The sequence below is a fragment of the Methylobacterium sp. yr668 genome, from assembly GCF_900116245.1.
In the GTDB taxonomy this organism is placed as follows: domain Bacteria; phylum Pseudomonadota; class Alphaproteobacteria; order Rhizobiales; family Beijerinckiaceae; genus Methylobacterium.
Genome location: NZ_FOZY01000008.1, coordinates 216,148 through 238,861, shown reverse-complemented (window position 1 = coordinate 238,861; position 22,714 = coordinate 216,148). Strand labels below are relative to the sequence as shown.

General features: G+C 70.7%; 24 protein-coding genes. 9 read left to right on the top strand and 15 right to left on the bottom strand.

What is annotated here, in order from left to right:
* Positions 1 to 17 precede the first annotated feature (17 nt).
* The 5 genes from gor to BM419_RS13220 all read right to left on the bottom strand — a co-directional run bounded on the left by gor (position 18) and on the right by BM419_RS13220 (position 4,605).
* Positions 18 to 1,400, bottom strand: coding sequence for a glutathione-disulfide reductase (gor, locus tag BM419_RS13240; protein ID WP_091926714.1), 1,383 nt, complete (start codon positions 1,398 to 1,400; stop codon positions 18 to 20).
* Positions 1,397 to 2,617, bottom strand: a complete 1,221-nt coding sequence (locus tag BM419_RS13235) for an O-antigen ligase family protein (RefSeq protein WP_091926713.1) — start codon at positions 2,615 to 2,617, stop codon at positions 1,397 to 1,399. The genes gor and BM419_RS13235 overlap by 4 nt, the downstream gene beginning before the upstream one ends.
* A 42-nt stretch (positions 2,618 to 2,659) precedes the next feature.
* Positions 2,660 to 3,253: a DUF2059 domain-containing protein gene (locus BM419_RS13230; protein WP_091926712.1), complete on the bottom strand. Its 594-nt coding sequence runs from the start codon at positions 3,251 to 3,253 to the stop codon at positions 2,660 to 2,662.
* A gap of 44 nt (positions 3,254 to 3,297) precedes the next feature.
* A complete protein-coding gene (gene rpiA, locus BM419_RS13225) occupies positions 3,298 to 4,011 on the bottom strand; it encodes a ribose-5-phosphate isomerase RpiA (protein ID WP_020092105.1) in 714 nt (237 codons plus the stop codon).
* 129 nt (positions 4,012 to 4,140) lie between these two features.
* Positions 4,141 to 4,605 (bottom strand): hypothetical protein, encoded by a 465-nt coding sequence (locus BM419_RS13220; RefSeq protein WP_020092104.1) that lies wholly within the window; start codon positions 4,603 to 4,605, stop codon positions 4,141 to 4,143.
* A gap of 172 nt (positions 4,606 to 4,777) precedes the next feature.
* On the opposite strand from BM419_RS13220, the gene gph reads away from it, so the two are divergent.
* Complete coding sequence (gph, locus tag BM419_RS13215; RefSeq protein WP_091926711.1) at positions 4,778 to 5,470, top strand: phosphoglycolate phosphatase; 693 nt, start codon at positions 4,778 to 4,780, stop codon at positions 5,468 to 5,470.
* 4 nt (positions 5,471 to 5,474) lie between these two features.
* On the opposite strand, the gene BM419_RS13210 is transcribed toward gph, so the two are convergent.
* Positions 5,475 to 6,629, bottom strand: a complete 1,155-nt coding sequence (locus BM419_RS13210) for a pyridoxal phosphate-dependent aminotransferase (protein WP_091926710.1) — start codon at positions 6,627 to 6,629, stop codon at positions 5,475 to 5,477.
* A gap of 183 nt (positions 6,630 to 6,812) precedes the next feature.
* On the opposite strand from BM419_RS13210, the gene BM419_RS13205 reads away from it, so the two are divergent.
* From BM419_RS13205 to aat, 4 genes are all read left to right on the top strand, one after another.
* On the top strand, positions 6,813 to 7,595 hold the full coding sequence (locus BM419_RS13205; RefSeq protein ID WP_020092101.1) for a DsbA family protein: 783 nt from the start codon (positions 6,813 to 6,815) through the stop codon (positions 7,593 to 7,595).
* Positions 7,596 to 7,751: 156 nt separating this feature from the next.
* Entirely contained in the window at positions 7,752 to 8,228 is a 477-nt protein-coding gene (gene accB / locus BM419_RS13200; RefSeq protein ID WP_020092100.1) for an acetyl-CoA carboxylase biotin carboxyl carrier protein, read from the top strand.
* A gap of 104 nt (positions 8,229 to 8,332) precedes the next feature.
* A complete protein-coding gene (gene accC, locus BM419_RS13195) occupies positions 8,333 to 9,685 on the top strand; it encodes an acetyl-CoA carboxylase biotin carboxylase subunit (protein ID WP_091676759.1) in 1,353 nt (450 codons plus the stop codon).
* A gap of 79 nt (positions 9,686 to 9,764) precedes the next feature.
* Positions 9,765 to 10,448: a leucyl/phenylalanyl-tRNA--protein transferase gene (gene aat / locus BM419_RS13190; protein WP_020092098.1), complete on the top strand. Its 684-nt coding sequence runs from the start codon at positions 9,765 to 9,767 to the stop codon at positions 10,446 to 10,448.
* A gap of 24 nt (positions 10,449 to 10,472) precedes the next feature.
* On the opposite strand, the gene BM419_RS13185 is transcribed toward aat, so the two are convergent.
* Both BM419_RS13185 and BM419_RS13180 read right to left on the bottom strand, forming a co-directional pair.
* Complete coding sequence (locus BM419_RS13185; protein ID WP_020092097.1) at positions 10,473 to 10,838, bottom strand: hypothetical protein; 366 nt, start codon at positions 10,836 to 10,838, stop codon at positions 10,473 to 10,475.
* Positions 10,839 to 10,904: 66 nt separating this feature from the next.
* Positions 10,905 to 11,111 carry a DUF2842 domain-containing protein gene (locus BM419_RS13180; protein ID WP_012319661.1) on the bottom strand — a complete coding sequence of 69 codons (207 nt, stop codon included), beginning with the start codon at positions 11,109 to 11,111 and terminating at the stop codon, positions 10,905 to 10,907.
* Between the two features lie 209 nt (positions 11,112 to 11,320).
* On the opposite strand from BM419_RS13180, the gene BM419_RS13175 reads away from it, so the two are divergent.
* The 4 genes from BM419_RS13175 (at position 11,321) to BM419_RS13160 (ending at position 16,261) form a co-directional block, all read left to right on the top strand.
* The gene (locus BM419_RS13175) at positions 11,321 to 12,424 is read left to right on the top strand and encodes a COX15/CtaA family protein (protein WP_091926709.1); all 1,104 of its coding nucleotides are present in this window, start codon (positions 11,321 to 11,323) and stop codon (positions 12,422 to 12,424) included.
* A 150-nt stretch (positions 12,425 to 12,574) separates the two neighbouring features.
* Complete coding sequence (locus BM419_RS13170) at positions 12,575 to 13,258, top strand: PAQR family membrane homeostasis protein TrhA (RefSeq protein WP_056528859.1); 684 nt, start codon at positions 12,575 to 12,577, stop codon at positions 13,256 to 13,258.
* A 141-nt stretch (positions 13,259 to 13,399) separates the two neighbouring features.
* A complete protein-coding gene (locus BM419_RS13165) occupies positions 13,400 to 14,599 on the top strand; it encodes a glycosyltransferase family 4 protein (protein WP_091926708.1) in 1,200 nt (399 codons plus the stop codon).
* A 144-nt stretch (positions 14,600 to 14,743) separates the two neighbouring features.
* Entirely contained in the window at positions 14,744 to 16,261 is a 1,518-nt protein-coding gene (locus BM419_RS13160; RefSeq protein WP_020092093.1) for an undecaprenyl-phosphate glucose phosphotransferase, read from the top strand.
* 41 nt (positions 16,262 to 16,302) lie between these two features.
* Here BM419_RS13160 and BM419_RS13155 read toward each other — a convergent pair whose 3' ends face one another.
* The 7 genes from BM419_RS13155 to BM419_RS13125 all read right to left on the bottom strand — a co-directional run bounded on the left by BM419_RS13155 (position 16,303) and on the right by BM419_RS13125 (position 22,652).
* On the bottom strand, positions 16,303 to 16,656 hold the full coding sequence (locus BM419_RS13155; RefSeq protein ID WP_082557930.1) for a hypothetical protein: 354 nt from the start codon (positions 16,654 to 16,656) through the stop codon (positions 16,303 to 16,305).
* 213 nt (positions 16,657 to 16,869) lie between these two features.
* Entirely contained in the window at positions 16,870 to 19,440 is a 2,571-nt protein-coding gene (locus BM419_RS13150; protein ID WP_091926707.1) for a TonB-dependent receptor, read from the bottom strand.
* A gap of 247 nt (positions 19,441 to 19,687) precedes the next feature.
* The gene (locus BM419_RS13145) at positions 19,688 to 20,326 is read right to left on the bottom strand and encodes a hypothetical protein (RefSeq protein ID WP_091926706.1); all 639 of its coding nucleotides are present in this window, start codon (positions 20,324 to 20,326) and stop codon (positions 19,688 to 19,690) included.
* Between the two features lie 13 nt (positions 20,327 to 20,339).
* A complete protein-coding gene (locus BM419_RS13140) occupies positions 20,340 to 21,233 on the bottom strand; it encodes an ABC transporter permease (RefSeq protein WP_091926705.1) in 894 nt (297 codons plus the stop codon).
* Positions 21,230 to 21,979 carry an ABC transporter ATP-binding protein gene (locus BM419_RS13135; protein WP_091926704.1) on the bottom strand — a complete coding sequence of 250 codons (750 nt, stop codon included), beginning with the start codon at positions 21,977 to 21,979 and terminating at the stop codon, positions 21,230 to 21,232. The genes BM419_RS13140 and BM419_RS13135 overlap by 4 nt, the downstream gene beginning before the upstream one ends.
* Complete coding sequence (locus BM419_RS13130; RefSeq protein WP_091926749.1) at positions 21,976 to 22,218, bottom strand: hypothetical protein; 243 nt, start codon at positions 22,216 to 22,218, stop codon at positions 21,976 to 21,978. Before BM419_RS13130 ends, BM419_RS13135 begins: the two co-directional genes overlap by 4 nt.
* The gene (locus BM419_RS13125; protein WP_081636452.1) at positions 22,218 to 22,652 is read right to left on the bottom strand and encodes a cupredoxin domain-containing protein; all 435 of its coding nucleotides are present in this window, start codon (positions 22,650 to 22,652) and stop codon (positions 22,218 to 22,220) included. The genes BM419_RS13130 and BM419_RS13125 overlap by 1 nt, the downstream gene beginning before the upstream one ends.
* Between the last annotated feature and the right edge of the window lie 62 nt (positions 22,653 to 22,714).

Below are 22,714 nucleotides of genomic sequence, written 5' to 3'. Positions count from 1 at the left end.
CGGCCGCGGCGCAGGTCTCAGCCGACGCCGACCGGGTGCTTGGTGACCTCCGGGACGCGCATGGTCACCAGCTCCTCGGCGGCTGTCGGGTGGACCGCGATGGTCCGGTCGAAATCGGCCTTCGTGGCGCCCATGGTCACGGCGATGCCCACCGCCTGGATCACCTCCCCGGCATCGTGGCCGAAGATGTGGACGCCGACGACGCGGTCGCTGGCGCAGTCGACCAGCACCTTCATGAAGATCCGCTCCTCGCGGCCGGACAGGGTCGCCTTCATCGGGCGGAAGCGCGCCTTGTAGACGTCGATCTTGCCGTAGATCGCCCGGGCGGCCGCCTCGTTGTGGCCGACGACGCCGATCTCGGGGGTCGAGAACACCGCGGTCGGGATCAGGCGATGGTCGACGCAGGCCGGCTTGCCGCCGTAGACCGTGTCGGCGAAGGCGTGACCCTCGCGGATCGCCACCGGCGTCAGGTTGGCGCGGTTGGTCACGTCGCCCACCGCGTAGATCGACGGCACCTTGGTCTGCGAGTAGGCGTCGACCGGGATCGCACCGGCGGCGTCGGTCTCTATGCCGACCCGGTCGAGGCCGAGGCCCTCGACGTTCGGCCGCCGTCCCGTGGCGACGAGCACCTCGTCCACCAGGATCTCGCCGCCGTCGTCGAGCTGCGCGCAGAGGCCGCCGTCCCGGCGCTCGATGCGCCGCAGCGTGCGCCCGAGCCGCAGGTCCATGCGCTGGGCGTAGGCTTCGGCCAGAGCGTCGCGGATCTCGTCGTCGAACCCGCGCAGCAACCTGTCGCCCCGGTGCAGCAGCGTCGTGCGGCTGCCGAGCGCCGCGAAGACGCCCGCGAACTCCACCGCGATGTAGCCGCCGCCGATCACCAGGATCCGGTCCGGCAGGCGCTCCAGCTCGAACACCTCGTTGGAGGTGATCGCCAAGTCGATGCCCGACACCGCCGGCTCCTTCACGGGGTGCGCGCCGACCGCCACCAGGATCCGCTCGGCCCGGATGGTGCGGCCGGACGCGACGAGGCGGATCGTGTGGGGATCCTCGATCACCGCCCGCTCGGGTACGATCTCGACGCCGGCGCGGATCAGGTTGGTGTCGTAGATGCCTTCGAGCCGGGTCACCTCCGCGTCGCGCCGCGCCTTGAGCGTGCCCCAGTCGAAGCGGGGCTTCTCCACCGTCCACCCGAAGCCCGCGGCATCCTCGAACTCGTCGGCGAAGCGGCCGGCATAGACCATCAGCTTCTTCGGGACGCAGCCGCGGATCACGCAGGTTCCGCCCACCCGGTACTCCTCGGCCAGCATCACCCGCGCGCCGTACCCGGCCGCGATCCGCGCCGCGCGGACACCCCCGGACCCGCCGCCGATGACGAAGAGGTCGACGTCGAACGCGCTCATGCCGCACCGTCCCGCTCGGATCTCACGATCGCGCCGCCCTGAGGGGCCGCGCGCATCCAGGTGATGGCAGCGCCGAGCCCCGCCGTCCACCACGCGGCCCAGCCGTTGTGCTCGACGAAGGCGATCGAAGCCGCGCAGGCCACGAGGCCGAGCGCCGCCGCGCGGTCCGGTCGCGGCAGCCGCGCGATCCGGGCGAGCATCAGCATCGCGGTTAGCGCCGCGAGGATCGCGCCGGGCAGGCCGAGTTCGGCCCAGACCTGCAGGAAGCTGTTGTGCGGGTGCCCGACCCCGAGGAGGACGCGCATCTCCGGCGGCACCGTCTGCGCGACGGCCGTCTCGGCGAAGCGCGCGCTGGTGCCGACGCCCGCGCCGCGCCAGGGATCGGCCGCCACCGCGGCCCCGAAGCTGCGCGCGATCGCCACCCGGGCCCGGGACGAGGACTGGACGAGGCGCTCGTGGGCGGCCTCCGGCATGGCGCGGGCGAGGAGGTCGCCCTCGACCGGGGCGAGGATCAGCGCGAGGCCGAGACCGAGTCCGGCGAGGCCTATGCCGACCCGCCTGGGCAGCGAAAGCGCGAGGGTCGCCATCGCGGCGCCCGCCAGGAGACCGAGCTGGGCGGCGCCGCTGATCGAGCGGACCACGCCGAGGCTCGCGAAGGCGAGCGTCGCGGCGGCGAGGCCGCGGGCGCGGTCCTTCCAGAGGACGAGGGCCAGCGGGCCGGCCACGAGGTCGAGGGTCAGGGCCGGCCGGTTGTGCACGAAGGCCGCGACACGGCGCCCGAGGGCCCGCTCCAGGGCGAGATCCGAGGCGAGATCCACGGCGATCAGGAGTCCCGCCAGCGCGACCGCGATCGCGCCGAGCCGCGGCGCGAAGGCCGGGATCCGGCCGGGCGCGAGGCAGGCCAGCAGGTAGGCGGCAAGCAGCGTCGGGATGAACTCGCCCAGCACCCGCAGGGAGGCCGCCGGGAACGGGCTCCAGGCCAGCGAGACCAGCGCCCAGGCCAGGAAGGCGAGCGCCGCCCCGGCGAGCGGCGTCCGCAGCGGGGACAGCAGCGCGCGGCGCAGGGCGGACGCGTCCTCCGCCCATCGTCCGGCCAGGAAGGCGAGCGCCGCCAGCCCGACCATCAGCGGGCTCGACCGGTTAGCCAGCACCATGACGAGCGGCATGGCCGCGAGGAGCGCGCCGCCCGCCGCGTACATGCGGCCGCTCGCTCTCATGAACGACCTCTCACGGCGATCCGCCCCCGGGAGCGGCTGCCCTCACTGCATCTGGTGTCCGCGCTTGCCCATCTCGGCACGGACGCGGACCATGACGTATTCGGAGACGTCCTGCGTCCAGTCCTGCATCTCCTGCACCATCTCGTCGAGGAGCTGCGGCTGCGCCTCGACGTAGTGCTTGCCGGCGGGTGAGCGGAAGAAGGTCGCGATCTCCTTCAACTCGGTTTCCGAGAACTTCGACGCGTAGGTGCGCGCCGCGATGTCGATCATGCGCTGCTTCTGCAGCTCCATCTCCGGCTGCAGCGAGGCCAGGACCTCCTCGAGGTCCTTGGACATCTCGGGACGGGTGACCGCCTGCTTGCGGATCTGGTCGGCGAAGGCCGGCAGCACCGAGTCGAACGACCGGGCGATGCCGGAGCTGAGCATCACCTCGCGGGCCAGGGCGAGGTGGGCCGGCGTGTAGGTGGCCGCGGCCGGGCTGTTGGCCGCGGGGGCGCCGGCGGCCGGCTGCGCCGCCGGCTTGGCCTGCGCGGCCTTCTGCGGCTGCGCGACCGCCGCGTGGGGGAGCGCCGGGAGCGCGAGGCCGAGCGCGAGGCTGAGCGCGAGGCCTGGCACGGCGGTGAGGCGACGGGACATGCTGGACTTTCTTGCGAGGATGGCCGGCGATGGAGGGCGGCGCCTCAGGTGAGGCTGCCGAGAACGGTGACCTCGGCCTGCCCGTCCCGCGCCGCCGCCAGGATCGCGGCGTCGGCGATGCCGAGGAACAGACCGTGCTCGACGACGCCCGGCACGGCCCAGAGGGCGGCGCCGAGGGCCTCCGGATCAGGAATCGCTCCGAGGCGCGCGTCGAGGATGTAATGGCCTCCGTCGGTGACCAGGGGCTTGCCATCCGTCAGGGCGCGCAGCCGGACCTCGCCGGAGCAGCCGGTCCCGGCGATTGCGGCCTCGACGGCCCGGTGCGTGGCCTTGAGGCCGAAGGGATTGACCTCGATCGGGAGCGGGAAGGCGCCCAGCCGCGCCACGTGCTTGGCCGCGTCGGCGATCACCACCATGCGATGGCTCGCGCAGGCGACGATCTTCTCGCGCAGGAGTGCCGCGCCGCCGCCCTTGATCAGGCGCAGCCGGTCGTCGACCTCGTCGGCGCCATCGATGGTCAGGTCGAGCTCGGGCTGCTCGTCCAGGGTCGCGAGGCGGATGCCCAGGCCCTCGGCCTGCGCGCGCGTGGCCTCGGAGGTCGGGACGCCGACGATGTCGAGGCCGGCGCGGACGCGCTCGCCGAGGAGCGCCACGAAGGCCGCCGCCGTGGAGCCCGTGCCGAGGCCGAGCCGCATGCCCGGTTCGACGAGGTCGAGGGCGCGGGCGGCCGCGGCCCGCCGCAGGTCCGGCCCACTCACCGGGACACGGCCCGGTCGGCGAGGGGGAGCGAGGGAGCGCGGGTCATGGGCAGCCGGTCTTTCCGTGGGCGTCGGGCGGCCCCTAGCACGGGACCGGGCCGACCGGAACGCCCCGCCCGCACGGCCGCGTCACGGACGGCCGCCCTGTGTCGGGGTGGCGCTGGCGCCCGCGCGACCCGGGGCCGGACCGGTCAGCGGCGCGTCGGACGCGCCCTCGGCGCCCGGCTTGCCCTGCTGGGTGCAGACGACCTGCTCCTTCTTCACCAGCACGAAACAGATGCTCATCTCGCCGGTGCGGTAGTTCACCCGGAAGACGCCGGCCTCGCGGGTATGCCGGCTCGCCACCAGCCCGTATTCGGACGGGGTCTGCGGCCCGGCGCCCTCTCCCGATCCGAAGCAGACCGTCTGGCCGATGCCGCCCGCCGATTCCTGGAGGCCGTACTGGCAGGAGGTCACCTCGCCGGTCACCTTGTCGACTCGGTACATCCGGTTCAGGTCGGTCTGCGGGGCGGGCACGAACTCGAAGGAGGTCGCCGCCGCCGGCAGGGCTTGCAGCGCGGCGCAGGCGGCCAGGAGGGGCAGGAAGAGTTTCATCGCGGGTCCCGGGGCTGGTACGCGCTGCGTTTCGCTGCGCTTTCGGGCGAGTCTGGGGCGCCCGGTGAGACGATCCGCGCATCCGCCGTGTTGCGCCGGTCGGCTTGCCCCGGGTGCCCAGCCCCGATAGCGACGCCGTTCGAGATCCCGCCGAGCACGGAACCGCCCAGGCATGTCTACCGAATCGACGCGCAAGCCCCCGATCGCCGTGTTCGACCTGGACGGGACGCTCGCTGAGACCGCGGGCGACCTTATCGGCACCCTCAACGTGCTGATGAAGCGCGAGGGATTGGCCGAGCTGCCCCTCTCGCAGGCGCGCGGGCTGATCGGCGCCGGCGCCCGAGCGCTGATCCGGCGGGGTTTCGAGGCCGAGGGCCGGCCACTCTCGCCGGAGGACCACGACCGGCTGTTCGACGCCTTCATTGCCCATTACGGGGCGCACCTCGCCGACACGTCCCACCTCTACCCGGGCGTTGTCGAGGCGCTCGACGCCCTCGAGGCGGCGGGTTTCCGGCTCGCGGTCTGCACCAACAAGTACGAGGGGCAGTCGGTCGAGCTGCTGCGCCTCCTCGGCATCGGCCACCGCTTCGCGGCGATCTGCGGTCGGGACACCTTCCCGCAGTCGAAGCCCGACCCCCGCCACCTGACCGGCACCATCGCCCGCGCCGACGGCGATCCGGCCCGCGCGGTGATGGTGGGCGATTCCCGCACCGACATCGACACCGCCAAGGCCGCCGGGATCCCGGTGGTGGCGGTCACCTTCGGCTACACCGACCGCCCGGTCGCCGAGCTCGGGCCCGACCGGGTGATCGAGCACTTCTCGGAGCTGGTCGAGGCGGTCGGCGCGCTCGTGCCGGTGGCCTGACCTGTCAGCGCAGCCACGCCTTCAGGCGCCGCGCCGCCTCGCGGCACTCGGTCTCCGAGCCCGCGAAGGAGAAGCGGACGTGATGGTTGCCCACGTCCGGATCGAAATCGAGGCCCGGCGTCGCCGCGACGTGCGCCTCGTCGAGCATGCGCCGGCAGAAGTCCGAGGCGTCGTTGGTGAGGTTCGAGACGTCCGCGTAGAGGTAGAAGGCGCCGTCGGCCGGGTGGACGCGGCCGAGGCCGAGGGCCGGCAGCGCGTCCAGGAGGATCGCGCGGTTGCGTGCGTAGCCGTCGCGAACGGCGTCGAGTTCGTCCGTCGCATCGAAGGCCGCCAGGGCGCCGACCTGCGACAGGTACGGCGCCGAGATGTAGAGGTTCTGGGCCAGCCGCTCGATCGGGCGGACCAGCGCCTCCGGCACGACCATCCAGCCGACGCGCCAGCCGGTCATGCAGTGGTACTTCGAGAACGAGTTGATCACGACCGCGTCGGGGTCGAAGCGCAGGGCCGTGACGGTGGGCTCGCCGTAGCTGAGGCCGTGATAGATCTCGTCGGAGATCAGCGGCAGGCCGAGGCCGCGCGCCGCCGCGCAGAGATTCTGCAGGGCGCCCTCCGTAATGACTGTGCCGGAGGGGTTCGCCGGGCTCATCACCAGTGCCCCGGAGACTGGCGCGCGGGCGTGGGTCTCGCGCAGCAGGGCGGCGGTCGGCGCGAAGCGGTCCTCGGCGCGCAGCACCATCGGCGCCGGCACGAGGTCGAGGGCGGCCAGGATGCTGCGATAGGCGGGATAGCCGGGCTGCGGGACGGCGACCCGGGCGCCGGAGTCGAACAGGCTCATGAAGGCGAGGATGAAGCCGGCCGAGGATCCGGTGGTGATCACCACGCGCTCCGGGCTCACCGCGACGCCGTGCCGCTCCGCGTAGTCCCGGGCGATGCGGGCGCGCAGGGACGGCAGGCCCAGGGCCTCGGTGTAGGGCACGCGGCCGGTCGCGAGCGCCCCCTGCGCGGCCGCGATGACCGCCCGGGGCGCCGGCGCCGACGGCTGGCCGACCTCCATCCGCACCACGTCGCTGCCGGCCCGCGCCTTGGCGGCGGCGGCGGCCATGACATCCATCGCGAGGAACGGCTGGACGGCGGCGGCGCGCCGGGAGATCGGGATCATGGGGTCTGCTCTGAGCCGGACGACGCTGGAGCCTCCGGGGGTTAGACGCTCCCCCTTCCCGCCTCAAGCCGGCGGCGCACGCCGCCCTCGCCGCGGGAATTGACCGGACGCCGCGAAAACGCCTAACCCAGCCCCTACCGCTCGCGCCACGCGCGGGCCGCCCCGCCGCGCAAGCGAGGATCTATGCCCTTCATCCGCCCCCTGCCCGCGCTGGTCCTGGCGCTCGGCCTCGTCGCCGTCCCGGCCCTCGCGCAGACCGCGACGCCCCCCGCCGCGCCGTTCACCGACGCGCAGCGCGCCGGCATCGAGGCGATCGTCAAGGACTACCTGATCAAGCATCCCGAGGTGCTCCAGGAGGCCCTCGCCGAGGCCGAGAAGCAGCAGGCCGAGACGCAGCGCCTGGCCCAGGCCGCCGCCCTCAAGGAGTCGCGCGAGGCTCTCCACAACGGTCCCCACGACGTCGTTGCCGGCAACCCGTCGGGCGACGTCACGCTGGTCGAGTTCTTCGATTACAATTGCGGCTACTGCCGCAAGGCCCTGGGCGACATCCAGGCGCTGATCAAATCCGACCCGAAGCTGCGGGTGGTCATCAAGGACTTCCCGGTCCTCGGCCCGGAATCGCTGGAGGCCAGCCAGGTCGCCGTCGCGGTGCGCCAGCAGCTGAAGGGCGACAAGCTGTTCGAGTTTCATCAGAAGCTTCTGGAGACCAAGGGCCGGGTGAACGGCGCCCGCGCGATCCAGGTCGCCAAGGACATGGGCGTCGACACGGCCAAGCTGCAGAAGGACATGGCCTCCCCCGAGGTGAAGGCCGCGCTCAGCGAGAACCGCGGCCTCGGCGACCGCCTGGGCCTGTCGGGCACGCCGGCTTTCATCATCGGCGACGAGGTGATCCCGGGCGCCGTCGGCGTCGAGCCGATGCGCAAGACCATCGCCGACGTGCGCCAGTGCGGCCACGCCTCCTGCTGAGCTGACGGATCGGGCCGAGGAACCCCGAAGGCGGTCCGCGCAGCCTTGTCGCGCCGGGGCGCCTTCGTCTAAGAGCCGCCAGCCGCAGGGCCGCGGTGGGGTCCAGGGCCGAGCCCGGATGTACGCACCGACGTGCCGCGAGACGAAGTAGGCCGGATGCCAAAGAACGACGCCATCGATCCCGAGCTCGTGCGCGAGCTCGCCAACCTCGTGACCGAGACCGGCCTGTCCGAGATCGAGGTCGAGAAGGGCGACCTGCGCATCCGCGTGGCGCGGCGGCTCGAGCCCGTGAGCGTGCAGGTCGCGGCGCCCGCGCCGCTCGCGGCCGTCGCCCCGCCTCCGGTTTCCGCGCCCGCCGCGTCGTCTCCCCTCGCCCCGGCCGAGCCGGCCCGCGCGCAGCCCGGCACCGTGCCCTCGCCGATGGTCGGGACCGCCTATCTCCGCCCCTCGCCCGACGCCAAGGCCTTCGTGGATGTCGGCTCGACGGTCGCGGTCGGCGACAAGCTGCTGCTGATCGAGGCGATGAAGACCTTCAACGAGATCGTGGCGCCCCGCGCCGGCACGATCAGCGCCATCTTCGTCGAGGACGGTCAGCCGGTCGAGTTCGGCGAGGCCCTGCTCGTCATCACCTAGGACGTCCGCCGGGCGCCCGCCGCCCAGTCCCGGACGACGCCGCAACACGAGAGGATAGAGCATCCTGCGCGGTCCGGGATCGCCAGGACGCCCTAACGGGTCCGATGTTCGACAAGATCCTGATCGCGAACCGCGGCGAGATCGCCCTGCGCATCCTGCGGGCGGCGAAGGAGCTCGGGATCGCTACCGTGGCGGTCCACTCCACCGCCGACGCGGACGCGATGCACGTGCGCCTCGCCGACGAGAGCGTCTGCATCGGGCCACCGGCCGCCCGCGACAGCTACCTCAACATCCCGTCGATCATCGCGGCCTGCGAGATCACCGGGGCCGATGCCGTGCATCCCGGCTACGGCTTCCTGTCGGAGAATGCCCGCTTCGCCGAGGTTCTGGCCCATCACCAGATCGGCTTCATCGGACCCAAGGCGCAGCACATCCGCACCATGGGCGACAAGATCGAGGCCAAGCGCACGGCGCTGAAGCTCGGCATCCCGTGCGTGCCGGGTTCCGAGGGCGGCGTCGACGACATCGACACGGCCAAGCGCGTGGCCGCCGGGATCGGCTACCCGGTGCTCGTCAAGGCGGCGGCTGGCGGCGGCGGCCGCGGCATGAAGGTCGCGCGCTCCGAGGCCGAGCTCGAGCAGGCGATCGGCATGGCCAAGTCCGAGGCCAAGGCCGCCTTCGGCGACGACGCGGTCTATCTCGAGAAATATCTGGAGAAGCCCCGGCACATCGAGGTGCAGGTGCTCGGCGACGGCCGCGGCGGCGCCGTGCACCTTGCCGAGCGCGACTGCTCCCTCCAGCGCCGACACCAGAAGGTCTGGGAGGAAGGCGGTTCGCCGGCCCTCAACGAGTCGATGCGCGCCGAGATCGGCGGCATCTGCGCCAACGCCATGAAGGAGCTCGGCTATCTCGGCGCCGGGACGATCGAGTTCCTCTACGAGGACGGGCGGTTCTACTTCATCGAGATGAACACCCGCATCCAGGTCGAGCATCCGGTGACCGAGATGATCACCGGGATCGACCTCGTGATCGAGCAGATCCAGGTCGCCTCGGGCGGCCCGCTGTCGGTGAGCCAGGCGGACATCAAGGTCGAGGGCCACGCCATCGAGTGCCGGATCAACGCCGAGCACCCGGAGACCTTCCGGCCATCGCCCGGTGAGATCACCCACTACCACACCCCCGGCGGCCTCGGCGTCCGCGTCGATTCGGCCGCGTTCCAGGGCTATCGGATCCCGCCGAACTACGATTCGCTGATCGGCAAGCTGATCGTCCACGGCCGGACCCGCAACGAGTGCCTCATGCGGCTGCGGCGCGCCCTGGACGAGTTCGTCATCGACGGGATCGACACGACGCTGCCGCTTTTCCGGACGCTGGTCCGCAACCCGGACGTGCAGAACGGCCTTTACGACATTCACTGGCTGGAGCATTTCCTGGAAGACGGCGGCATGAAAGCCTGACCGGACCTGGGCGGGGCTGCGGCGAGCGCGGCGCGCGCGGGATCTGGTCTTCGCGCCGTCCGCGCGCGACATTCACGGCATGCACGACACCGCCCGCGTGGACATCACCCCCGAGATCCTGCTGAAGGCCTACGCGGCGGGCATCTTCCCGATGGCGGAGGATGCCGACGATCCCACGCTCTACTGGGTCGAACCCAAGGCGCGCGGCGTTCTGCCCCTCGACACGTTCCGCGTTCCCCGGCGCCTCGCCCGGACGGTGCGGTCCGACCAGTTCGTGGTCCGCTGCGACACCGATTTCGACGGGGTGATCGACGGCTGCGCTGCGCCCCGGCGGGACAGCGAGCGCACCTGGATCAACGGGCGGATCCGCGAGCTCTACGGCGCCCTGTTCGACATCGGCCACGTCCACACGGTCGAGGTCTACGCGGGCGCGGACGGCCGGCTCGTCGGCGGCCTGTACGGCGTCTCGCTGGGGGCGGCCTTCTTCGGCGAGAGCATGTTCCACGAGGTCCGCGACGCCTCGAAGGTCGCCCTCGTCCACCTGATGGCCCGCCTGCGCGCCGGGCGCTATCGGCTCGCCGATACCCAGTTCGTCACCGACCACCTGTCGCAGTTCGGTGCCGAGGAAGTGCCGCGCCACGTCTACAAGCGCCGCCTCGCCGAGGCTCTCGATCAGGTCGCCGACTGGAACGTCTGGCCCGGCGACGGTTCGGTTCCGGGTACGCGGGTCCTCGAGGCGCTCGAAGCTCCGGATCGCCGTTAGTGCAGTGACGCGGGCCGGTGGCCGCTAGCGCCGACGCCGGTGGCGGTAGCCGGTCGAGAACGAGGCGTATTGACGGCCGCGCACGGACCGGTAGCGTCGACGCCGGCTGGTGCTGGCTTCGACCGTCTCCTCCACCTGCGGGATCGGCTCGGCCATGGCCGCCGCGGGCGTCGCCGCCATGGCGACCGCCGTATCGGCCGAGGCGTAGCCCCCGGCGACGTTCTTGGCCGCCGGTCCGAACATCGCGAGACACTGGTTGTAGGCGAGGTCGTTCTTGAGACGCTCGCATTCACCGATGGAGCGCGGTGTCCCCTGCGCCAGGGCCGGCAGGGGCGCGAGCAGCACGACGAGAGCGGCCAGCGGCTTGAGGCAGAGAGTCGGGCGGTGCACGGAGGGGGTCTCGAGCGGCGACGGCAGGCTTGTGATCCCCGAGTGCGGCAAAATCGAGGGTTGGCCTCAGCGATCGGGTCGCTCCATCCACCGGATCAGTGGCATCAGTGGGAAGATCCACGCGATGCCGAGGATCGAGTAGATCACCGCCTGCACCGCCGCAGGCGTCTCCGAGATGCGGCTATCGGCCAGGGTCATCGCCAGCGGCCCGTAGAGGCAGACGAAGACCAGGATGGCGAGGGTGCCGATCAGGGTCCGGGTGCGGCGGCGCATTGCTGTGTTCCTGGACCGTGTCTTCGAACAGTGCTCCTGGTCCCGCGGGCGGCGCCGCGGGCTCGGACGGGCGACGGCTACCGTCCTAGAACCCGGTTGGCAACGCGCCCGCTGACGCGGGCTGCGGCGCCGGCGCCGTTGATGGGCGACCGGACATCCCCTAACCCGGGCACTGCGGGGGCATCCCGGCATCCGCGGAAGGGACGTGTATGGACATGAGCGGCGCGGGCGACCGGCGGTCGGGGGCGGTGCGAACCTGGCTCTACGTGGTCGCGGCCCTGGTGGTCGCCATGGTGGCGGTCGGCGGTGCGACGCGGCTGACCGGGTCCGGCCTGTCGATCACCGAGTGGCGCCCCGTCACGGGCGCGATCCCGCCGATGACGGAGGCAGACTGGGCGGCCGAGTTCGCCAAGTACAGGGACACGCCGCAATACAACATCCTCAACCAGGGGATGGGATTGTCCGCCTTCAAGGTGCTGTACGGCTGGGAATGGGGCCATCGCCTGCTCGGCCGGGTGATCGGCCTCGTGTTCTTCCTGCCGCTGATCGTGTTCTGGTGGCAGGGCCGGATCAGCCGGCGGCTCGGCCTCGGCCTGCTCGTTCTCGGCGCGCTCGGCGGCCTCCAGGGCGCCATCGGCTGGATCATGGTCGCCTCAGGCCTCCAGCCCGGCATGACGGCCGTGGCGCCGCTCAAGCTCGCCCTGCACCTCACCACCGCGAGCCTGATCCTGGCCGGGCTGGTCTGGCTGGCCGCGGGCCAGCGCCCCGGCGTCCTGGCGCCCGCCCCGGCGCGCCTGCGGACCACGGCCCTGCTGCTGCCGATCCTGGTCCTGGTGCAGATCTTCCTCGGTGGCCTCGTCGCCGGCTCGCATGCCGGCCTCGTCTACAACACATGGCCGACCATGGACGGCCATCTCGTCCCTCCGTTGGACAGCCTGTTCGCGATCCGGCCGTGGATCGAGAATTTCATCGACAACCACGCCTTGGTTCAGTTCGACCACCGGGTGACGGCCTACCTCGTCTTCGTCGTGGCGGTGCTGCACGCCGTCGACGCCTGGCTCACCGGCCCGAAGAGCGCGGCCGGGCGGGCCACGGGGGTCGTCATCCTCGTCCTCGCCCAGATGGCGCTTGGGATCGCGACGCTGCTCCTCGCCGTGCCGCTCTGGGCGGCGCTCGCGCATCAGGTGCTCGCCATGGCGGTGCTCACGATGGCCACCGTCCATGCCCGCCTCGGCCGGGGATCCGGCCTGGTCGAGCCCGCAGCCGCCGAGCCGCCGCTGGGCTTCGAGGGGCTCGCCGCCGGCCGCATCTAGGCTCTCGTGCGGTGCAGCGACCTTGCTGCGCCGCACGAGACTTTTACCGCTTTCAGTGGAACCTTGGGATAACTCCCCATCAGCAATCTGCACATGGAACGACTAAGACTTCTCAAGCTTTAAGCTGCACGCGTGGCAGGAGGCTTCAAGATGTCTCTCGCGGAGGATGGTCGACCGCTCTCCCTGACTTGGCACTACACGCCGCGGGAGATCATGGCGGATGGCGTGATCCACGGTCTCGGCGTGGTGTTCGGCCTCGCCGGTGCCGTGGCCCTGGTGGCGACCGCGGTCACGGCGCATCTCGGGCTCGGCGAACGTGCGGCCGTTGTCGTGTACGCCACGGCCCTCGTCCTGATGCTCGGCGTCTCGGCCGTCTACAATCTCTACCCTGTGAGCCCGCGCAAATGGCTCCTGCGCCGCGCCGATCACGCGCTGATCTACCTGATGATCGCCGGGACCTACACGCCGCTGGTGGCCCTCGTCGGGTCGGGCCCGCGGGCGTACGCGCTCCTGGCGATGATCTGGGTTGTGGCCCTCATCGGGATCGCCGTGAAGCTGTTTCTGCCGGGCCGGTTCGACCGCCTGTCGATCGGGCTCTACCTGTTGCTCGGCTGGAGCGGGTTGTTCGCCTACGAATCAGTGATCGCGGCGCTTCAGCCGACCGCCCTGTGGCTCTTGGGAATGGGCGGAGCGCTCTATTCGATCGGCGTCGTGTTCCACATCTGGCGGACCCTGCCCTTCCAGAACGCGATCTGGCACGGCTTCGTCCTCGCCGCCACGGCCTGCCACTACGGGACGATCTGGGCCAGCCTGAACGGCTCGCCGATGACGTAGCGTTGGGATCGATTGCGATCGTGCGCGTAAAATTCCGGTTACCGTCCTGATGGAAAGGTCGAGACGCGGCGACCTGCTTTAAGTTTCCTGCGACCACGGGTGCACCACAACCTGGGGACTGATATTCCCGGGAGCTGGACCGTGGTCCCGAAGACGAACGACTCTGGCATCGCTCAGCGTTACCGGATCCTGCACGTGTTCCGCGCGCCGGTGGGCGGCTTGTTCCGGCACGTCATGGATCTCGCTCGCCTCCAGGCGGCCGCGGGGCACCATGTCGGTCTCGTCTGTGATTCCAGCACCGGCGGCGACCGCGCCGCGGGCGCCCTGGCGGACCTGATGCCTTGCCTGGACCTCGGCCTTGTCCGGCTGCCGATGCGCCGCAATCCGCATCCGTCGGACTGGTCCTGCCTCCGGGCCGTGGCGCAGAGGGCCGCGGAGGTCGGCGCGGAGGTCCTGCACGGACACGGCGCCAAGGGCGGCGCCTATGCCCGGCTCGCCGCAGCGGGTCCGGCGATCCGCGCCTACACGCCGCACGGCGGCAGCTACAATTACCGGCCGGGCAGCCCGCTGCACCGCCTCTACATGGGTGCCGAGGCGGTGCTCGCCCGCCGCACCGACGCGTTCCTGTTCGAGAGCGAGTACGTCGCCGGCCGCCATCGGAGCTTCGTCGGGGGTCCCGAGCGGGTGACGCGGATCGTGCACAACGGCATCGCCGAGGCCGAGTTCGCGCCGCTGGACCGCGTCGCCGAGCCCTTCGACCTGCTCTACGTCGGCGAACTGCGGGAGGCAAAGGGCCTGCCCTACCTGCTCGAGGCCCTCGTCCGGCTGCGGGCCGAGGGCCGGGCGCTGCGCCTGCTCCTCGTTGGGTCGGGACCGGATGCCGAGATCCTTCGCGACACCGTGGCGCGGCTCGGCCTCGCCGACGCGGTGGCGTTCGAGCCGCCGCAGGCGATCCGCTCCGTGCTCGCCCGCGGGCGGATCCTCGTCGTCCCGTCGCTCGCGGAGTCGCTGCCCTACGTCGTGCTAGAAGCTGCCGCGGCGGCGCAGCCCCTGGTCGCCACTCGGGTCGGCGGAATCCCGGAGATCTTCGGCGCGGCCGCGCGCGACCTCGTGCCGTCGCGCGACCCGGCGGCGCTCGTGGAGGGCATCCGACGGGTCCTCGACGCCGCGCCGGAGGCCCTGGCCGAGCGGACGCAGAGTCTGAGCGCCTCGATCCGGCAGCGCTTCTCCCTGGAACGCATGGGTAGCGAGGTGATCTCCGGCTACGCCGCGGCCTTCGAGGCCCGCGCGGAGCGCCGCGACCCCGCACCGCGCGCGATCGCCGGGGCCCGGACCGCCTGACGACGAGACCAGCAGCAAGAGGAACGGGGGCCTGTGCGCCGCGGTGGAAAAGGCGGCGGCGCCCGCGCTCTTAAATGTTCCCACAACGCCCCGTGCCAGGGTTTCGCCGAGGCAGCGACCGCAAGGCTCGGGGGGAGCCGATCGATGAGCGCGTTCGACATTCGCGATCTTCTCGAGGCCGCCGTCCCGATGGAGGCGTCCTCGACCCCGGCCGCGGGCAGCGTGCCCCTCGCCGAGACCGCCGTCCCCGGCCCGACGGCGATCTCGCCCGTCGTGGTGGCCGGTCTGGTGCGCGGGCTGGAATGCGCGCTCATTTTCGGCTTGGGCGCATTGCTGCACGTGCTGATGCTCCGCGGCCGCGTCCCGTTCGGACTGACCTACGCGGGCGCGATCGGCATGATCGCGGTGATCACCGTGACGCTGATCCAGGCGTCCGGCGGCTACCGGGTCGCTGCCTTCCGGAGCTTCTTCAAGACCGCCGTCCGGCTGATCGCGGCGTGGTCGATGACATTCTTGATGGTGGCCGCCGGCCTCGTGCTGGCCAAGGTCGCCGACCACTACTCGCGCCTCTGGCTCGCGACCTTCTTCGGCACCGGCCTCGCGATGCTGCTGGTCGGCCGCTTCGTCCTGTTTCGCATCATCGATGCCCAGACCCGGGCAGGACGGTTCGACCGGCGCACCGCGATCGTTGGCGGCGGGCAGCCCGCGGAGGACCTGATCGCCGCCCTGGAGACGCAGAGCGAGAGCGGCATCCGCATCGTCGGGGTGTTCGACGACCGCAATGCCGATCGCTCTTCGGACGTGGTGGCGGGGCACCCGAAGCTCGGCAACGTCGACGACCTCGTCGCCTACGCGCGGCACGCCCGGCTCGACCTGATCGTCTTCACGATCCCGATCACCGCGGAGGCCCGGATCCTCCAGATGCTCGCCAAGCTCTGGGTCCTGCCGATCGACATCCGTCTCTCGGCGCACGCCGCAAAGCTGCGCCTGCGCCCGCGCAGCTACTCGTATCTGGGCTCCGTCCCGGTGCTGGACGTGTTCGACCGTCCGATCGCCGACTGGGACGTCGTGGTGAAGGCGCTGTTCGACCGCTGCGTCGGCCTTATGATGCTGCTGGCGCTATCGCCGCTCATGCTGGTCATCGCTCTCGCGGTCCGGCTGACATCGCGCGGGCCGGTGCTGTTCCGGCAGAAGCGCCACGGGTTCAACAACGAGCTGATCGAGGTCTACAAGTTCCGCTCGATGTACGTGGATCAGTGCGACGCCGGCGCGGCCAAGATGGTGACACGGGGCGATCCCCGGGTCACGCCGGTCGGGCGCTTCATCCGGAAGACCTCGCTCGACGAGCTGCCGCAGCTGTTCAACGTGCTCAAGGGCGACCTGTCGCTGGTCGGCCCGCGCCCGCACGCGTTGCAGGCCAAAGCCGCCAACACGCTCTACGACCAAGTGGTCGACGGCTACTTCGCGCGCCACAAGGTGAAGCCCGGCATCACCGGATGGGCGCAGGTCAACGGCTGGCGCGGCGAGACCGACACCTCAGAGAAGCTGCAGAGGCGCGTCGAGCACGACCTCTACTACATTGAGAACTGGTCGGTGCTACTCGACCTGCAGATCCTGCTGACCACGCCGTTCGCGCTGTTCAAGACCGAGAACGCCTACTGAGAGAAAGGGCCGGCACCGGAGCGGCGCCGGCCGGAAGCCCGCTACGGCAGCGCGCCGGCCTTCTCCTTGGCCTTCAGGATCGTGTCGCGGCAGCCTTGGGCGTCGCCGGCCTTGTCCTGCTGGCGCGCCTGGGCGACCAGCTTCTTGGCCTCCTCCACGCCCGAGGCTGTGGGCTTCACGGCGGCGTCCGACTTGGTGAGCGCCGGCGGCGTGTCGAGCGCCTTGGGCGAGTTCGAGGACGTGGTGCCGCCGGGCGGCGTCGTGCCGGTCACCGAGGCCGCGCCGGCGCTGTCCAGCCGCCGCTGCAGCGTGTCGACCTCGTCGGCGCACGGGGTCGCCAGGGCTGGCGTCGCGGCCGCTAGGGCCAGGGCTGCAACGGCGAAACGCATGATCATCGGGACGAGGCTCCACGGTGTCGGGATGCGGCCGGCGCCGACCCCTCATGCATGAGCGGACGGTAATGCGCCGGTGCGGCTACCGGGGAGACGCCGGGCGAACGGGCCCGTTCCCGAGACAGGAGGCCGCATGCGGTAGCGCGGAAACGCGACGGGCGCCCCGCGCGGCCCTCTGGCCGCGGGAGGCGCCCGCCTCTCGACGCCGCTGACGGATCAGTACTTCCGGATGATCGGCTCCGGCGACATCGGCACCGGATCGGCGCCGAAGGCGTAGCGGATGCCGGCGTAGACCGAGAAGGGCTGCGCCAGGGTCGTGGTCCGCGGATCGCTGATCCGCAGGTTGCCCGCCACCGCGCCCGGCTCGGCGTAGGTGCCGAACGTGGTGTAGCGGTTGTTGGTCAGGTTGGTGATGAGGCCGAAGACCTCGAGGTTCTTCGTCACCTGATACTTCGTCTGGAAGTTCAGAACGTAGTACGGCGGCAGCTTGCGGTTCAGGTTCGACTCGTCGCCGCGGAAATAGGACGAGGAGAAGGCCTGGAGGTAGAGGCCGAACTGCCAGTTGGGCGTGACGAAGTAGTCGAACCCGGCCTTGATCTGGTGGGTCGGCACCAGCGGCACGACGTTGCCCTTGCGGACCTGGATCGCGCCGTCATCCGCGAGCGGGTTGTTGGGCGACGACAGGGTGCCGTTGAACTGGAAGGTCGCGTCGACCAGCGCGTAGTTGGCGTAGACCCGCAGGTAATCGGCCGTGTACTCGCCGCCGACCTCGATGCCCTGTCGCTGCGTCGACGGCACGTTGACGAAGTAGGCGCGGGCGGTGTTGCCCGGGGTGGCCAGCGACAGGATGTCGTTGGCGAGATCGGTGCGGAAGGCGCCGATCTTGTAGGTGATGATGCCGCCGTCATAGGTGTTCGGCAGCTGGCCGCGGAAGCCGACCTCGTAGGTCCGCCCGGTGACCTGCTTGAGCGGCGGGTCGGCCACCAGCGAGTTCGGCAGCAGGCACGGCCGGTCCGGGTTGGCGCAGGCCAGCTCCAGCGGGGTCGGGGCGCGGTTCGACTCCGAGTAGCTGCCGTAGAGGTTCAGCGCGTCGAAGAACCGGTAGGTCAGGCCGGCGACCGGGTTGATCTTGTTGAAGTAGTGCGTGCCGGTCACGTCCGGCGAGAAGCCGGTCAGATCCTCGCTCTGGATGCGCGCGAAGTTGAGCCGCGCGCCGGCGGTCAGCGACAGCCGGTCGGTCACGTCGAGCGTGTCGAGGGTGTAGAGGCCCATGTAGAGGTTGGAGCCGTTGACCGAGCTCGGAGCGATGCCGAGCGCGCCGGCGGTCCGCAGCTGCGGCGTGCCGAGGCCCGGGACGTTGCCGTAGAACGGGTTGCTCGGGTTGGTGGTGATCGACAGATCCGGGTTGATGACGCCGAGCGTGCTGGACGACTTGAAGCCGTAATTGGCCGCGTCGATGCTGCCGCCGACCACGAAGGTGTTGGACAGGCCGAAGATCCGGTCGCGGTTGGCGGCCTGGAGCGAGCCGCCGAAGCCGGTGGCTTCCGTCCGGGTCGTGTCCAGCGTGCCGTACGGGATGCCCGCCCGGAACGGAATGCGCTGGTTCTGCTGCCCCAGGATCAGGAACTGGTTGCGGAAGGCGAGCTGCGACTGTCCGGCCGCCGGGCTGAACCCATCATCCTCGAAGCAGAGGTTGCCGCGGAAGCTGGAGCGCGTGCTGCAGTTCTCGAAGTTGCCGTCGTTGCCGTCGACGTAGGTCTGGCTGAAGCGGCGGAAATAGGCGTTGCCGGCGAGATCCCAGGTCGGCGAGATGTCGACCCGGCCGGTCAGCTGGAGCGTGCCGACCTCGGTGGTGGTGGTCTGCGGGAAGGTGAAGATCGCCCGCGGGTCGCGGTGGGTGAAGTCCACCGGCGTGGCCGCGGCCGCGCCGAAGAAGCTGCGGGCGGCGAGCCCGATCAGGTGGAACTCCGCATCCTGCGAGCGGTAGCCGATGTCACCGTAGAGGCGGCCGATCGTGCTCGGGCTCTCGTAGCGCCAGCCGCGGTCGTTCAGGCCGTCGCCGGTGAAGTAGACGCTCCACGGGCCGGAGACCTTGCCGTACTCGAGATAGCCGGCGGTGCGCGCGTCCGAGCCGCCCCAGGCCGAGATCTCGGTGCCCTGCCAGGTGAAGCCGTTCTTCATCTGGATGTTGACCGCGCCGCCGAGCGCATTGAGGCCGAAGACCGGGTTGCCGGTAACGACGTCGATGCGCTGGATCGCCTGCGGCGGGATCAGGTCGAAATTGACGATGTCGCCGAAGGCCTCGTTGATGCGCACGCCGTTCTGGTAGACGGCGAGCCCCTGCGGCACGCCCTGCACGGGCGAGGCCGTGAAGCCGCGATAGGTGATGTCGACGCGGTTGTTGTTGCCCTGCGAGTCCGAGACGTTGATGCCGGGCGTGCGCCGGGCCAGCGTCGTGGTCAGGTTGTCGCTGGTGCGATCGATCGTGATATCGCTCGCCGTGACCGATTCGACGGTGCTGGGGATCTTGTAGAGCGGCTGCTCGGAGCCGCGCAGCCGTACGCCGGTGCTCGGTACCAGGGAGCCGGCCGGCGGCACCGGTCCGGGACCGTTGAAGATCTGCGCCTGGCTCGAATTTCCGCCGCCGGACCCGACCGGCGACGTCGAGACGACGCTGATCTCGCCGAGCGTCACCGATTGCTGAGCCTGCACCGCCGCCGGAACGACAGTCCCGGCGAGAACCGACGCCGACGCGACCAGGCTGCTCCGAAGCGCCCGAAGTGACATCCCCAACCCCCTCAAACCCAAACACGTGCTCGTGACTGCCGAGCTTGGGTCTTTCTTGGAGGGTGCCGGGAACGCGCACAATTGGTTCAAGAACACGTGAGATGCGTTTCGGCGTCATTTCCGGCCTGCGCCGAGCGAAGCCGCCGCCACGTGGTTAAACAGCAACAGTTTCGGTAAAGATTTCAGCCACTTAAGGATATTTCGGCAATCTGTCCGGGATAGTTTGGCAATGATCGCTGGCGCGGGGTCAGAGCCGCGCCTGAATCAGGCGCGCGATCTCGCCGAGCCGCTGCTCAAGCAGCTGCGGAACCTCGCAGACATAGGTCAGCGACTGGCTTCGCTCCTGAAAGATCCGGCGATCCCAGGCGAACTTCGTCTCCAGCTCGGACTGGTCCTTCGGGAGTTCCGTGGCGTCGGAGGCGCTCGGCGCGTCCTTCACCTGACTGATCTTGTCGGCCTCGTCGCGGATTCGCTCGGCCATCCGGCGCTGGCCCTGCGCGTAGCGCGCGATGCCACCCACTACCTTGTTGCGCTCGCCGTTCAGCACCTCGAACACGCCGGCGTAGACGCGGGTCAGGGACTTGTCCTTCGCGTCCTTGTCGGAGCCGAACTTCTCCGCGAACGTGTCGAGAAGCGGGCCGACCTGCGAGAGGTCGGTGCGGCGCGACGCGATCTTCTGCGCCAGGACGGCGGCGTCGTTGTCGCTGCCCCAGTCGCCGGCGGCCTCCACGTCGGGGCCGGTCCAGAATTGGCCGGGGCTGAGTGTGGCGACCTTGCGCTGGACGCAGGGCCAATCCGGATCCTGCTTCGGCTGCGCCAGGGCGGGACCGGCGAGGATCGCGAGCCCCAGCGCCGGGCCGACGATGCGGGTCAGGAGGACGTTCATCGGGCGGACTCCATCAAGTGTTGTCGCCGGCCGGGCCGCCGCGCCGGGCCATGATGCCGCGGCCGGGGTCGTAGGCGACCACCGCCATGCCGAAGAAAGCGAGCCCCACGCCCACCACAACGGCGCAGGCGACCGGCTCGAACTGAAGGTAGAGGGCGAAGCGGACGAGCTGGACCGCGTGGCTGAACGGGTTCAGCTCGCAGATCCAGTAGAGAGTCTCGGAGGATTCCCGGATCCGCCACAGGGGGTAGAGGGCCGACGAGGCGAAGAACATCGGGAAGATCACGAAGTTCATCACGCTGGCGAAGTTCTCGAGCTGGCGAACCAGCGAGGACAGGAACAGCCCGATCGCTCCCAGCATCAGCCCCGTGGCCAGGAAGGCCGGCAGCGCCGCGAGGTAGCCCAGCCACGGGATGTCGCTCTCCCAGAAATACGCCACGGCCAGGAACGCGTAGGCCTGCACGATCGAGACGGCGACGCCGGCGATCAGCTTGGCGAGCAGGAGCAGCCACCGCGGATAGGGCGAGGTGAGCAGCACCTTCATCGAGCCGACCTCGCGGTCGTAGACCATCGACAGCGACGATTGCATGCCGTTGAACAGCTGGATCATCACGGCGAGGCCCGGGACCACGTAGACCTCGTAGAGCACGTAGGTCTGGTAGGGCGGCTCGATGGACACGCCGAGCGTGTTGCGGAAGCCGGCCGCGAAGATGAACAGCCAGACCAGCGGCCGGACCAGCGCCGAGAAGAACCGCTCCTTCTGATTGAAGAAGCGCAGCAGCTCGCGGCGGACGATGCCGCCGAGGCAGATCAGGTAGCCGACCGCGTCGAGGCGGCCGATCCGCGCGGCCTGGCCGCGCGGCGGGGCGGTGCCGATCCGGGTGGCGAGCGGTGTCGGGTTCGTCATGCCGCCGCCCTCCCCGGCTCGGCGACCAGGCGGCGGAACGCGTCGGCGAGCGCCTCGCCGGGCCTGCCGATCCCGCCGGCCCGGCCCCGGGCGACGATCCGGCCCCGGTGCAGCACCACGGCGTCGTCGTCGTCCGCGATCTCCTCGAAGATGTGGGTCGCCCAGAGCACCGACAAGCCCTCCTCCCGCACCAGGGCGCGGACGATCGCCACGATGTCGGCCCGCGACTCGAGGTCGAGGCCGACGGTGGGCTCGTCGAGGAGCAGCAGGTCCGGGCGGTGGATCAGCGAGCGGGCGATCTCGATCCGGCGCGACTGGCCGCCCGAGAGTGTGCGCACCTTGTCGTGGCGGCGGTCCGCGAGTCCGACGCGGTCGAGCAGCTCGCCCACACGGACCTTGGCGGCGCCGCGGGCGATGCCGTGCAGGCTCGCGTGGTAGAGGAGATTCTGCTCGACGGTGAGATCGGTGTCGAGGGTGCGGGCCTGGAACACGACGCCGAGCCGCGCCAGCGCCCGGGACGGCTCGCGATCCAGGGCGTGGCCGAAGATCGAGACCCGCCCGGTCTGGTTGTTGTAGAGCCGGGTGATGACCGAGAACAGCGTCGTCTTGCCGGCGCCGTTCGGCCCCAGCAGCGCGGCGAAGTGGCCACGCTCCACCGTGATCGAGACGTCGTCCAGCGCGGCGCGGGCGCCGAACTTGTGGCCGACATGCTCGATCAGGAGGGCCGCCGGCTCGGTCGCGCTCATCGGCCCAGGACCTTCCGGGCGTCAGAGACGGCGTCGAGGCACTCGTCGAACTCGCCCTCCTTCTGCTCCCGCTCGGCCACCCGCAGGGCCTTCTTGAGCTTCGGCACCGCCGTCTCGGGCGGGTTCAGGGCGAGGGCGTCGCGGATCATCGTGATGCCCTCGGCGCAGGACGCGGCGTCGTCGGCCGCGAGGGCCGGGCCGGCGGCGAGGAGGCAGGCGGAGAGGAGGAGGATGCGCATCACTTCACCGTCAGCGTGCCGGTCATGCCCTTGGACTCCAGGCCGTGCACCGACCACGTGTAGGTGCCGGGCTTGATCGCGACGAACTCGATGGCGATCTCGCCGGGATCGTCGAACTCCAGGTGATCGGGTGGGCCGCCGCCGTGGATCTCCTTGTGCTCGATCACGATCTGGTTGAACCAGATGTAGCGGAAGAACTCCGGCGCGTAGAATTTGTATTCCTGGCGCCCCTTGGCGACGATCCGTAGCCGGTAGGCCTTGCCGGATTCCAGCGTGATGTCCTTGTTCTCGACCACGAAGTCGTTGCCCTGATCGTCGCCCAGGACGAGGTCGGGCAGGTTCTCCCGCTTCTTGGTCAGGTCGAGGGCACTGGCCGGTGCCGCGGCGAGCAGCCCTGCCAGGCCGAGGGCCGCCGTTCGAAACATGCGTGTCATGTCGTGTTCCACCCTAGGGCCGCGTCGCGCGCGGCCGTCCTCGCTCAGCGCCCGGAGGTCGC